We start from the raw sequence: 12,966 nt of genomic DNA, 5'->3' as shown, positions 1-12,966 counted from the left end.
CGATACGCCTTGTTTACCCGAAGAATAGCTTCCCCGGCGTCAACCGACCTGACTGTGTGGCCCGAAACGGCCTCTCTAAATCTTTCTTAAGGCGAATGTGACACAGCTTGGCTCCCCAGGGTTGGGATTCAGGCGTGAATCTGAAAAGAAAAAACGAGATTCCGGTCGACGTCTATATCCCGTTCGTGGAAACTCTGTTTCGCGACGGGGTGACGCTTTCGATCGGCATTCTCGCGCAAACCTTCCTGATCGGACTTGTCTGGTGGAAGAACGGCGATCCGCGCTACCTGCTTGTTGCAATCGCGATGATCCTCGTCGGCATATTCCGCATGAGGAACTTCCGAAAATACAACAATTTGCCACCACCGACGACCTGGGAGGAAGCGCACAAGCGCGAAAACGATTATATACTCTACGGCTCCCTGCATGGGCTTACGCTCGGGGCTTTTTGCCTGCTCGGCATCTACTTTGCGCGCGACGATTTCGCCGAGATCGCCTCCGTTTGCCTGACGCTGGCGACCGCGACCTCGATTGCCGGCCGCAACTACGGCTCGCCGCGCATGGTGACCATCCTGACCCTTGCATTGACCTGGCCCATCTCGCTGGGCTTCCTGCTGCGCGGCGATATCTATCATGTCCTCCTTGGCCTGCTGTCAGCGCCGTTCCTGTTCGCGATCCGCAAATTCGCCAATACGGTGCGCGATGTGCTTTTTGCGGCGGTGTCGGAGGAGAAGAAGGCGAACAGCCTTGCCCAGCGCTTCAATCGGGCGCTGAACACCATGTCTCATGGCCTTGTCATGCTCGGCCCCGACGGCCGGGTGGCGGTGGCCAACGCCGAAGCCGCGCATCTGATGTCGCTCAAATCGCCCGACGCACTGCTCGGGCGATCGATTCACGGTCTGCTGATGCGCGGCGTTGCCGGCGGCATGCTGGCGCCGAAGGACTGCCGCTACATCGAAGCCCAGCTTACGCGCGCCCTGCGCGAGGGCCGCGACCGCAAGGTTCTCGTCTCGCTCGGGAACGGTCAGCACTATGAGTTCTCGGCGCGTGAAGGCAGCCAGGAACTGGGGGTCATCACCTTCGAGGATGTGACGGCCCGCGTTGAGGCGGAAGACAAGATCCGCTTCATGGCGCGCTATGACAACCTCACCGGCCTGCCCAACCGCGCATATTTCCACGAGCTGATCGGAGAGGCCATGGCATCCGGTGACCTCGAGCGTCTCTGCGGGCTCGCTGTGCTCGACCTCGACGACTTCAAGAGCGTCAACGACACGCTTGGCCACCCGGTCGGCGACGGATTGATCTACGCCGTCGCTGAACGGCTGGCGGCGGTCGCCGGACCAAGCGTCACCGTCAGCCGTTTCGGCGGCGACGAGTTCATGATCTTCTTCGACCGCGTCGAGGACGAGAGCCATCTGTCCAGCCAAATCGACGAGATTTTCATTGAGCTGCAGGGCGAGGTCGACGTCGCCGGCCATGGGCTGCGCATTCAGGCCAGCGGTGGCGCGGTGCTGTCGAGGGTCAGGGATACCGATGTCGACGCCATGATCGTCAAGGCGGACCTCGCGCTCCACAAGGCCAAGGAACTCGGCAAGAATACTTGGCGGTTGTTCGAGGCGTCGATGGAGGCCGCTTTCCGCAACCGTCAGCTGATGAAGGCGGATCTGCGCACCGCGGTAGAAAGCAAGGGGTTGCGGGTGGTCTACCAGCCGATCGTGGCGATGAGCACGATGCGTATAGCCAGCTGCGAGGCGCTGTGCCGTTGGGACCACCCCGATCTCGGACCAATTTCGCCCAGCATCTTCATTCCGCTGGCGGAAGAAATGGGCATCATTTCCGAGATCAGCACCTTCGTCCTGCATGCGGCGTGCACCGAATGCGCCAAATGGCCCGCACAAACCAGTGTCTCGGTCAATCTCTCGGCCAAGGACTTCCGCAGCCGCGACGTTATCGAGAAGGTTCGCCATGCGCTTGCCAGTTCCGGTCTCGCCGCCGGCCGACTGGAGATCGAGGTCACCGAGACGGCACTGCTCGACGACAAGTCGCTGACGCGTCAGTATATCGAGGAATTGAAGCGGCTTGGCGTGCGCATCGCGCTCGATGATTTCGGCACCGGCTATTCGAGCCTGAGCTATCTCCACAAACTTCCGCTCGACAAGATCAAGATCGACCGTTCGTTCCTGATGGACGTTACCCAGAACAGCCGTTCGCTCGAACTGCTCAAGGGCATCGTCAATCTGTCACGGCCACTGGGGCTTTCGGTGACAGTCGAGGGCGTCGAGACTTTCGAGCAGCTCAAGATCCTTGCCTTGCAGGTCAAGCCGGACCTGGTTCAGGGATTCCTGTTCGGCTCGGCGCTAAGCGCGTCCGGTATCGAGACCATGTCAAGCCCGGTCTGGCCCTTCGCCAAGGACATCAAGACGGCCAGGAAGGCGACGCATCCCTGATTTCATGGAAGAATCTCGTACTTTAGTATAATTTTTACACTCATTAACCTTAATAGCCGGTAAACGATCTCTATCTTGTTTTCATCTTTACAACTTACGACCCTGCCGTAGTGTTGATCGCGGCGGCAGTTCCGGGGATTGAGTTTTATGGTTGTTGAGTTGATTTCGCCTCGCCAGGCGGCGGGTGCGGACGGGAGTGATGCGTCCGACACTATGTCCAGCTTTGCCAGGAATGTTTCGGCGATGCTCGAGCGGACGGAATACCGTCGCTGCGACAAGGGCGAAGACCTCGAGGACATTTACCGCCTGCGCTACAAGTCGTATCGCTCCAACGATATGGTGCCCGACAACGAGAACCATACCATTCACGACGAGCTCGACGACGCGCCGAATGTCTTTCGTTTCGGCGTCTACATCGACCAGGAACTCGTCAGCACGCTGCGCATCCATCACGTCACGCTGGCGACGCCGATGTCGCCTTCCACCAAGGCTTTCGGCGATATCGTCATGCCGATGCTGGCCGAGGGATTGAGCTTCATCTGTCCCAGCCGGTTCGCCTCCGACCCCGACTGGTCACGCGTCTATCCGCAAATTCCCTACCTAACATTGCGGCTCGCCGGCATGGCGTGTTTCCATTTCAACGCGCCTTACTGCCTGTCGACCATTCGCGAGGACCACGCCGGCTTCTACAAGCGGATCTACTATTCCGAGAAGATCAGTGAGGCCCGCGCCTATCCCGGCGTCTACAACAAGGTCGTGCTCTACCGTGCCGACGTCGATGCGATCCGCGAGCGGTCCCTCTCCCGGTTCCCGTTCTTCCGTTCGACTCCGATGGAGCAGCGCATGCTGTTCGACACGCCCAATGTTGGTGAACTCGCGCCGCTGACCATACTGCCCACAGCCAAATATTTTCGCGAAGCCGCATGATGTATGTCGCCCAAAAGCGCGCAGCGGTTTTGCGACAACAACATGCGCCTAAACAAGGCAAGACATTCGGCAACTTTGCAGCCAGGCGATGGAGCTTTCCGGCCGCTTCGGCGTTCCGGCAAGCGCGCCGGTGGCGCATGAACGACGTCGACCCGCATAGCGTTGGCGGCAATCCTATCGAAAGGAAACGAGATGACCATATCCACGCTCGCACTCACTCCGCTGATCTCGCTGATTGCCGGCGTGCTGATCCTGGTGATGCCGCGACTCCTCAACTACATCGTCGCCCTCTATCTGATCGTCGTCGGCCTGCTCGGCCTGTTTCCGCAGCTTGCCGGTTGATGTGACAAGCCTCAGCCGCAAGGAAGCGCAAGGCGGCAGCCACGGTCACCTCAGGAACATCCTCTCTGCATCGGGCAGCTTCAACTTTCCTTTGAGGCTGTGTCTCCAGCGATGCGGCAATAGCGCCATTGCCCTCGGCCTGGCTTTTCGCTATGTGCCTGAAAGATGTCTTCGAAGGGGTATTCCTATGGCTGATCACTCGCCGACCGGTCCTGTCGAACTAGGCGCGAAGATGGACTATGCCGAGCACGACCGCACCTATGCCGGCTTTGTCATGCTCGCCAAATACGGGTCGCTGTTTTGCGCCGCCGTGCTTCTGGCAATGGCTTTCGGCTTCTTTGCGGGCGGCTTCTTCTCGGCATTTGTCCTGTTCGTTCTGATCCTCGCCGTCGGCGCTTTCATTCTCCGGTAAATTCTTCAAAACCCTTGCCCGTGACATCGCCGGAAGTCCGGCCGGCGTCCTGCGCAGACAGGTTCCAGCCGAAAGGATCATGCGGTGGGACAGACGGTTTTCATCCCTCGTGAGCTCGATGCGAACGAGCCGCGCGTTGCTGCCTCGCCCGATACGGTGAAGCGGCTGGCGGGGCTAGGGTTCGACGTGATCGTCGAAAGCGGCGCCGGCACGGCATCGCGCATTCCTGACGACGAGTTCGGTAAGGCCGGCGCTGTGATCGGTAAGGCCGCCGATGTCGCCAAGGCCGATGTGGTGCTGAAGGTGCGCCGGCCTAGTGAGGCGGAGCTGAAGGCCTATCGCTCGGGCACTGCCGTCATCGCCATCATGGATCCCCATGGCAACGATGCTGCCGTCGATGCTCTGGCAAGGGCCGGCGCCACCGCCTTCTCGATGGAGTTCATGCCGCGCATCACGCGCGCCCAATCGATGGACGTCCTGTCCAGCCAGGCGAACCTCGCCGGCTATCAGGCGGTGATCGACGCGGCTGCCGAATATGACCGGGCGCTGCCGATGATGATGACGGCGGCCGGCACGGTGCCGGCGGCGAAAGCCTTCATCATGGGCGTCGGCGTCGCCGGCCTGCAGGCCATTGCAACTGCGAGGCGGCTTGGCGCCGTCGTCACCGCCACTGACGTGCGCCCCGCAGCCAAGGAACAGGTCGCCTCGCTGGGCGCAAAATTCCTCGCGGTCGAGGACGAGGAATTCAGGGCGGCAGAGACGGCTGGCGGCTACGCCAAGGAAATGTCTAAGGAATATCAGGCCAAGCAAGCGGCACTGACCGCCGAGCACATCGCCAAGCAGGACATCGTCATAACCACGGCGCTGATTCCCGGTCGTCAGGCGCCGAAGCTCGTTTCGGCGGCGATGGTCGCCTCGATGAAGCCGGGCTCTGTGATCGTCGACCTCGCCGTCGAGCGTGGCGGCAATGTCGAAGGCGCCGTGCCCGGGCAGGTGGTGACCACGGCCAACGGGGTGAAAATCGTCGGTCATCTCAACGTGCCGGGCCGCGTCGCGGCCTCCGCCTCGCTGCTCTATGCCCGCAATCTGTTCGCCTTCGTCGAAACCCTGGTCGACAAGACCACCAAGACGCTCGCCATCAACCGCGACGACGATCTGGTCAAGGCGACGATGCTGACCGATGGCGGCAAGGTCGTGCATCCGGCTTTCATCGGCAAGCCGGCGGTGATGATCGCCTCGGCCGAGCCTGCGAAGCCCGCTGCTGCAGAAAAACCGGCCGCGCCAAAGAAAGCTGCCGCGTCCAGGAAACTTGCCGCACCCAAGTCGCTCGCTAACAAGCCGAAAGGGATCGCGTGATGGACCAGACCTTGCAGAATGCCCTTGACCAGCTCGATCAGGCGACCGCCGCCGTCCGTCTCGCTGTGCAGGATCTGGCCACAGCTCCAGGCGGCACCGATGCGGCGGGCGACGCCGCGCACGCGCTGTCCGGCGGGGCGATCGATCCGTTCGTCTTCCGCTTCGCCATTTTCGTGCTGGCGATCTTCGTCGGCTATTACGTCGTCTGGTCGGTGACCCCGGCGCTGCATACCCCGCTGATGGCGGTCACCAACGCCATTTCCTCGGTCATCGTCGTCGGCGCGCTGCTTGCCGTCGGCATCTCGGCGTCCGGCATCGCCACCGGCTTCGGTTTCGTCGCGCTGATGCTGGTCTCGGTCAACATCTTCGGCGGTTTCCTCGTCACCCAGCGGATGCTGGCCATGTACAAGAAGAAGGACAAGTAGAGCGCCATGAACGCCAACTTCGCCTCCTTCCTCTATCTGGTCTCCGGCATCCTGTTCATCCTGGCATTGCGCGGCCTGTCGCACCCGACCACGAGCCGTCAGGGCAACATGTATGGCATGATCGGCATGGGCATCGCCATTGCCACCACGCTGGCGCTGGCGACCCCTTCGGCGGGGGGCTTCGGCCTTATCGTGCTCGGCCTTTTGATCGGCGGCTCGGTCGGCGCGATCACCGCACGGCGCATCGCCATGACCTCGATGCCGCAGCTGGTCGCCGCCTTCCACTCGCTGGTTGGCCTTGCCGCCGTCATGGTGGCGGCTGCCGCCGTCTATGCGCCGGAAAGCTTCGGCATCGGCGCCGTCGCCGACATCCACGCCCAGGCGCTGATCGAGATGAGCCTCGGCGTCGCCATCGGCGCCATCACCTTCACCGGCTCGGTCATCGCCTTCCTCAAGCTCGACGGCCGCATGTCGGGCAAGCCGATCATGATCGGCGGCCGCCATTTCATCAACGCCGCCCTCGGCATCGGGCTGATCGTGCTGATCGTGCTGCTGGTCACCACCGAGTCCAAGCTGGTGTTCTGGCTGATCGTGGCGGCATCACTCGTTCTTGGCGTCCTTCTCATCATCCCGATCGGCGGCGCCGACATGCCGGTAGTAGTCTCGATGCTGAATTCCTATTCGGGCTGGGCAGCTGCAGCCCTCGGCTTCACGCTCGGCAATCTGGCACTGATCATCACCGGCGCGCTGGTCGGCTCGTCCGGCGCGATCCTCTCCTACATCATGTGCAAAGGCATGAACCGGTCATTCATCTCGGTCATCCTCGGCGGCTTCGGCGGCGAGACTTCCGCCGCTGCCGACGACGGCATCGAGCGCACGGTCAAGCAGGGTTCCGCTGACGACGCCGCCTATCTGATGATGAACGCCCAGAAGGTCATCATCGTGCCGGGCTACGGCATGGCGGTCGCCCAGGCGCAGCATGCGTTACGCGAGATGGCCGACAAGCTCAAGGCCAATGGTGTCGACGTGAAGTACGCCATTCATCCGGTCGCCGGCCGCATGCCCGGCCACATGAACGTGCTTCTGGCCGAAGCCAATGTGCCCTATGACGAAGTGTTTGAGCTCGAGGATATCAACTCCGAATTCGCGCAGGCCGACGTCGCCTATGTCATCGGCGCCAACGACGTCACCAACCCGTCCGCCCGGGACGACAAGAGCTCCCCCATATTCGGCATGCCGATCCTCGACGTCGACAAGGCTCGCACCTGCCTGTTCGTCAAGCGCTCGCTCGGCTCCGGCTATGCCGGCATCGACAACACGCTGTTCTACAAGGACGGTACCATGATGCTGCTCGGCGACGCCAAGAAGATGACCGAGGAAATCGTCAAGGCCATGGATCACTGATCCAGATTCGCGGTCCAGTGCACCGCTAATTGCTCGGAAGAAAGCCCGGCTCCGCGCCGGGTTTTTCTTGACTTGAACATCCGGCCTGCAGCGTCTTTGCTCCCATGCCGGTTTCAGCGCTACGATGGGCAAATTCTGTTCCGGGCTTTGTCACCAACGGAGGCAATGGTGTCCGACCCTCATCCTGTTGCGTCGTCGGCCAGGACCAGTCCGCCGGCCTCCGGAAAGGCGCCGCGCAAGCTCAGCCAGGCCGTGGTGATCGTGCATGGCATGGGCGAACAGCGACCCATGGGCACGCTGAGGGAATTTGTTCAGGCTGTTTGGAGTCACGACCCTGCTCGCGTGCCGTTTTACGCCCGTGTCGCCGATTCGGGCGGTCCCGCCGGCTCGAAGATCAACCAGAGCTGGATCACGCCTGACAGCCGCACGAACTCGCACGAGCTTCGCCGGATCACCACCCCTTACGATGTCGATGGCCGCCGTACTGATTTCTACGAGCTTTACTGGGCCGACATCACGCAAGGCACGACGCGGGGCCGGCTTGCGGCCTGGGTGACAAATTTGCTCTGGCGCAAGCCCGCCGACATTCCGCGCGACGCCCGCGGGCTCTATGTCGTTACGCTTCTGGCCGTCATAACAGTCTTGGGCGCGGCCCTCGTGCTCGCGACCTCGGCCTTGCAAGGGTATATTTCCTGGACCACGGGGATGCTCGTCACGATCCTGGCCTCGTTCGTCGTCTGGTCGGTGGACCGGTTCGGTCTTCCTTATTTCGGTGATGTGGCCGCCTATGTCCGTGCTGAAGCGGCCACGGTCGAGAAGCGCGCGCTTGTCCGCGACCGCGGCCTGACGCTGCTGAGGCGTCTCATGATGGACGATGGCTACGACCGAATCGTGCTGGTCTCACACAGCCTGGGATCAATCATCGCCTATGATCTGCTGCAGATATTGTGGGCCGATTTCAGGCCGCGAAAGCTGGAAGCGGTCCGCGACAAGGCGAGGCTGAAAGCGATCCGCGCCGTCGACAAGGCTACGCTCAACGCCGATGGCTCTGCGTGGCCCGACAGCTTGGATGACCTCTCCGGATTCCGGCGAGATCAATGGGAACTCTATCGCCAGCTCCGCGCCAGGGACGACGATCATCCATTGCCGTGGAAGATCAGCGATTTCGTCACGCTCGGCAGCCCGCTGACCCACAGCGAATTTCTGGTGACCTACAATCTCGCCGAATTCAGGCGCGGCGTCGCTGAGCGGCTGTTCTCGGCGTGTCCGCCAATCGCCGATACGGCGGCCGGTGGAACCGTCCTCTATCAGGAAGGGCGCAGCCGTTCGGGCAAGCCGCAGCGGGCGGTGCATCATGGCGCTGTGTTTGCCGCGACGCGCTGGACCAACATTTTCGACAGGGGCAATGGCTGGCTGACCGGCGACCCGATCTCCGGACCGATGGCGGAAAATTTCGGTCCCGGCGTGGAGAACATTCAGGTCGAGCTGCGCAGTTCGCTTGGCCGCATCTTCACCCACAGGCTCTACTGGTCGCTGAAGGCGACCGGCGTCGAGGTCGCGGCAGCCGCCGGCGCGCCGCCGCGCTCACACATCGACGTGCTGCGCGACGCGGTCGATCTCGGCCGCAAACTGGAGCCAAGCCAAGCGGTGTCCACGGTTTTTGCCGGAAAGTAAGAGTCGGCGCTCGTTCCGGTGAACCGGCGCTGGCAATCACCCCATCGAAACAGCATGTCTATGCAGGGGCAGTGTCCCTGCAAAGAAGAAACCGTCAAGCACCGATCAACGGTTGGTCAGAAAGATCGCCTCCTCGTCGTCGCGCTGCCTGCCGCCAAGGGCTGCCGCGGCGCTTGCGATGAAAGCGCCGACAACCAGCGACAGTGCGCCAAGCAGCGCGAAGGTGGCACCGGCTTTCCTGGCGGTATCGGCAGCCTGCTGAGCCTGAACCTTCGCCTCTTCGACCCTGGCAAGCACGGCATCGACACGAGCCCTGGCGTCCGGTTCCGACAGCCCGGCTCGGGCAGCCACCAGCTGCGACAGATAGGTCTTGTCGTCGGCAGACACTTCTCCTGCTGCTGCGCTCGCGATCAAAATGCGCGAAGCCTGCGCCGTCGCCGCCGCATCGCTCTCCGGGTTGGCGGCAGCAAGCCTGGCCGCATCGGCCGGGCGGAACAATGCATCGACGAAGTACGACGTTGCGTTGTCGGTCGCGGCGCCTCCGGCGTTTGCAGTGGCACCTGCCGAAGCGCCCATTGCCGCGCCCGACGCGACTGTCGAAGCGGCCTGGACGCCGGTTCCGACAGCTGCGGAAAGCGCCGAGCCGAGCACGCCGGCGACGAGCAACGTTGCAAGCGCCCAGGCGAGGAAGCCGTGGGCGGTATCGCGGAAAAAGACTTCATCGGTGTGGACGCCGACCCATTTGGTGCGCAGGCGCCCGGCAAGATAACCGCCGGCAGCCGACGACAGCCACTGCACGATGATCAGCCACGCGGCGGTGGAGGCCGCGAAAGTTGTGACCGATGTGCTCAAGCCGGACCACGGCGAAACCATGGTCAGCCCGAGCCCGGAGCCGAGCAACATCAGGATCAGTGTTAGCCCCGAGGCAGCAAGGGCGCCGGCCACGATCGGCCCCCAGCTGACAGCGGTGGAAGAGGATTCCGTCGGTGCGGAAACGTCGACAGCCGTTAGGGTTGACTGCATGTCAGCCCCCTACCGTGCGAAAAGCATGATGAGAATAATGATCGGAATCGGGACTCCGAGAAGCCAGAGCAAAATGCCACGTCCCATGAGTGCCTCCTGCGGCGATTGTGATCAATCACAATGCCTTGGAAGGCTTTCCGTTCCGGCCGGCCCTCAGTGAACCTTTGTGCGATGCAGCAGACATCATTGGCAGGCCTAGGTCTACCAATGATGTCTCAAGCGCTTGAAATTGAGCGTCCGGCCTGGGGTTTAAATATCCAGATTGGCGACGGACAGCGCGTTTTCCTGGATGAATTCGCGCCTGGGCTCGACCTCGTCGCCCATCAGCCTCGAAAACAGGGAGTCGGCGTCCGTCGCGTCATTGACCTTGACCTGCAAAAGCGAGCGCACATTCGGATCGAGCGTGGTCTCCCAGAGCTGCTCGGCGTTCATTTCGCCGAGGCCCTTGTAGCGCTGCATGGTCAGGCCCTTTCGTCCGGTGGCAAATACGGCGTTGAGCAGCGCCAGCGGTCCCGAGATGGTTTCGGACAAATCCTTGCGGCGCAGCACCGGCGGCTCGCCATAGACTTCTGCCAGGCGAGGCGCATAGCGGTCGAGCTGGCGGGCGTCGGCCGAATTGATCAGCGCGAGATCGAGATGCGCGAACTCCTTGACGCTGCGCACCGTGCGCTCGAACACATAGCCGCCGACCCCTTCGTTTGAGGTCGACATGCGGCCTGTCCAGCCGCGTTCAGTGTCCTCGGCGATGATGTCGAGACGCCGGGCGACGCGATCGGCCATGGCGTTGGCCCGGCCGAGATCGGCGAAAACGTCCGGGTTGAGCGCGCCGGCAATGGCCGCCTGCTCGACCACGCCTCTGTTGTAGCGCGTATGCAGCCCGTTGATGAGCTGGCGCACCGCCAGCGCATCGTCGATGGCGCTGCGCAGGTCCTGTCCGGCCCGCACCTCGCCGGTGCTGAGCGCAAGCGACGCCTCCTCCAGCCCCGAGCCGATCAGAAATTCCTCGAAGGCGCTTTCGTCCTTGAGGTATTGCGAGCTCTTGCCGCGCGTCACCTTGTAGAGCGGCGGCTGGGCGATATAGAGATGGCCCCGCTCGATCAGCTCGGGCATCTGCCGAAAGAAGAAGGTCAGCAGCAAGGTGCGGATGTGGGCGCCGTCGACGTCGGCGTCGGTCATCAGGATGATCTTGTGATAGCGCAATTTGTCGGCGTTGAACTCGTCCTTGCCGATCGAAGTGCCGAGCGCGGTGATCAGCGTACCGATCATGTCGGAGCCTAGCATGCGGTCGAAGCGAGCCCGCTCGACATTGAGGATCTTGCCGCGCAGGGGAAGAATGGCCTGGTTCTGACGCGAACGGCCGCCCTTGGCCGAGCCGCCGGCGCTGTCGCCCTCGACGATGAAGATTTCGGACTTCGCCGGATCGCGTTCCTGGCAGTCGGCCAGCTTGCCAGGCAGCGAGGTAACACCGAGCGAGCTCTTGCGGGTGATGTCGCGCGCCTTGCGCGCGGCTTCGCGCGCCGCTGCCGCCTGGATGACCTTCTCGATGACCACCTTGCCCTCGGTCGGGTGCTCTTCGAGCCAGGTGCCGAGCGCCTCGTTGACGAGGCCTTCCACCACCGGACGGACTTCGGACGAGACCAGCTTGTCCTTGGTCTGCGAGGAGAATTTCGGGTCGGGAACCTTGACCGACAGCACGGCAGTCAGCCCTTCGCGGCAATCGTCGCCGATCAGCGCCACCTTCTCCTTCTTGGTGAGGCCCGAGGATTCGCCGTAGCCGGTTATCTGGCGCGTCAGCGCGCCGCGAAAGCCGGCAAGATGCGTGCCGCCGTCGCGCTGCGGAATGTTGTTGGTGAAGGCCAGCACGTTCTCGTGGTAGCTGTCGTTCCACCACATGGCGACCTCGACGGTGATGCCGTCACGCTCGGCTTTGATCGCAATCGGCTTGTCGATCAACGGTTTCTTGACGCGATCGAGATATTTGACGAACTCCTCCAGCCCGCCATCATAGTGCAGCTCATGGCGCACGACGTCGGCATGGCGGGCATCGGTCAGAACGATGCGCACGCCGGAATTCAGGAAGGCGAGTTCGCGCAGCCGGTGCTCCAGCGTGCCGAAGTCGAACTCGACCATGGTGAACGTCTCGGCTGACGGGAAAAAGGTGATCTCGCTGCCGCTGCGCCCCTCATAGGTGCCGGAAACCTTGCGCTGTTCGTAGGTGCCGGTGACCCTCAGCGGCGCGTCGGCATTGCCGTGCGTGAAACTCATCTCGTAGATCTGGCCGTTGCGGCGGATCTTCAGCTTCAGCCAGCCCGACAGCGCATTGACTACCGAGACGCCGACGCCGTGCAGACCGCCGGACACCTTATAGGAGTTCTGGTCGAACTTGCCGCCGGCATGCAGCTGCGTCATGATCACTTCGGCCGCCGAAATGCCTTCGCCGGTGTGGATATCGGTCGGAATGCCGCGGCCATTGTCGATGACCGTCACCGAACCATCGGGGTTGAGCGTTACCGTGACAAGGTCGGCATGGCCAGCCAGCGCTTCATCGATGGCGTTGTCGACGACCTCGTAGACCATGTGATGCAGGCCCGACCCGTCGTCAGTATCGCCGATATACATGCCAGGCCGCTTGCGGACGGCATCCAACCCCTTCAAAACCTTGATGGAATCGGCGCCGTACTCGGCCTCAGCGCCGTTGGCGTTGTCGATCTGATCGCTCATGAAAACCTGTCTGATTGATGCCGCACATCCAGCGCAAAAAATCGGCTCCGAATCGCGCGTCTTTGATGTCCTAGATATAGGTGCAAAAGGCGGTTTTTCCAAGGTTTGCAAGCATTTCCGAATGGAAGAAGAGCATGCTCGGCCGGCCATGGCATCGGACCCAAAAAGTGGACCGGTCTTGGGAACAGAGCGGTGGCAACAAGAGCAGGCCGTCCTATCCCGGCAATCAGGGACT

10 protein-coding genes are annotated in these 12,966 nt (G+C 62.2%); 8 read left to right on the top strand and 2 right to left on the bottom strand.

Features of this window, described 5'->3' with window-relative positions; genetic code table 11:
* The first annotated feature begins 134 nt into the window (after nucleotides 1-134).
* The 8 genes from EN807_RS01980 (at nucleotide 135) to EN807_RS01945 (ending at nucleotide 8,987) form a co-directional block, all read left to right on the top strand.
* Entirely contained in the window at nucleotides 135-2,447 is a 2,313-nt protein-coding gene (locus tag EN807_RS01980) for an EAL domain-containing protein (protein ID WP_135933681.1), read from the top strand.
* A gap of 243 nt (nucleotides 2,448-2,690) precedes the next feature.
* Nucleotides 2,691-3,374 carry a hypothetical protein gene (locus tag EN807_RS01975; RefSeq protein ID WP_246684000.1) on the top strand — a complete coding sequence of 228 codons (684 nt, stop codon included), beginning with the start codon at nucleotides 2,691-2,693 and terminating at the stop codon, nucleotides 3,372-3,374.
* Between the two features lie 192 nt (nucleotides 3,375-3,566).
* Nucleotides 3,567-3,716: a DUF3096 domain-containing protein gene (locus EN807_RS01970; RefSeq protein ID WP_065006071.1), complete on the top strand. Its 150-nt coding sequence runs from the start codon at nucleotides 3,567-3,569 to the stop codon at nucleotides 3,714-3,716.
* A gap of 187 nt (nucleotides 3,717-3,903) precedes the next feature.
* Nucleotides 3,904-4,128 carry an aa3-type cytochrome c oxidase subunit IV gene (locus EN807_RS01965; protein ID WP_127315826.1) on the top strand — a complete coding sequence of 75 codons (225 nt, stop codon included), beginning with the start codon at nucleotides 3,904-3,906 and terminating at the stop codon, nucleotides 4,126-4,128.
* 84 nt (nucleotides 4,129-4,212) lie between these two features.
* Complete coding sequence (locus tag EN807_RS01960) at nucleotides 4,213-5,484, top strand: Re/Si-specific NAD(P)(+) transhydrogenase subunit alpha (RefSeq protein ID WP_135933679.1); 1,272 nt, start codon at nucleotides 4,213-4,215, stop codon at nucleotides 5,482-5,484.
* Nucleotides 5,484-5,909, top strand: coding sequence for an NAD(P) transhydrogenase subunit alpha (locus EN807_RS01955; protein WP_135933678.1), 426 nt, complete (start codon nucleotides 5,484-5,486; stop codon nucleotides 5,907-5,909). Before EN807_RS01960 ends, EN807_RS01955 begins: the two co-directional genes overlap by 1 nt.
* A 6-nt stretch (nucleotides 5,910-5,915) precedes the next feature.
* Complete coding sequence (locus EN807_RS01950) at nucleotides 5,916-7,313, top strand: NAD(P)(+) transhydrogenase (Re/Si-specific) subunit beta (protein ID WP_135933677.1); 1,398 nt, start codon at nucleotides 5,916-5,918, stop codon at nucleotides 7,311-7,313.
* Nucleotides 7,314-7,478: 165 nt separating this feature from the next.
* Entirely contained in the window at nucleotides 7,479-8,987 is a 1,509-nt protein-coding gene (locus EN807_RS01945; RefSeq protein WP_135933676.1) for a hypothetical protein, read from the top strand.
* A gap of 105 nt (nucleotides 8,988-9,092) precedes the next feature.
* Here EN807_RS01945 and EN807_RS01940 read toward each other — a convergent pair whose 3' ends face one another.
* Together EN807_RS01940 and gyrB are read right to left on the bottom strand one after the other, a co-directional pair.
* Complete coding sequence (locus EN807_RS01940) at nucleotides 9,093-10,010, bottom strand: hypothetical protein (protein ID WP_135933675.1); 918 nt, start codon at nucleotides 10,008-10,010, stop codon at nucleotides 9,093-9,095.
* A gap of 249 nt (nucleotides 10,011-10,259) precedes the next feature.
* Nucleotides 10,260-12,731 carry a DNA topoisomerase (ATP-hydrolyzing) subunit B gene (gyrB, locus tag EN807_RS01935; RefSeq protein WP_135933674.1) on the bottom strand — a complete coding sequence of 824 codons (2,472 nt, stop codon included), beginning with the start codon at nucleotides 12,729-12,731 and terminating at the stop codon, nucleotides 10,260-10,262.
* Between the last annotated feature and the right edge of the window lie 235 nt (nucleotides 12,732-12,966).

The sequence above is a fragment of the Mesorhizobium sp. M5C.F.Ca.ET.164.01.1.1 genome (genome assembly GCF_004792125.1).
GTDB classification, from domain to species: Bacteria; Pseudomonadota; Alphaproteobacteria; order Rhizobiales; family Rhizobiaceae; genus Mesorhizobium; species Mesorhizobium wenxiniae.
The sequence above is the reverse complement of the archived record's forward strand: the minus strand, read 5'-3'. Positions and strand labels throughout refer to the sequence as shown.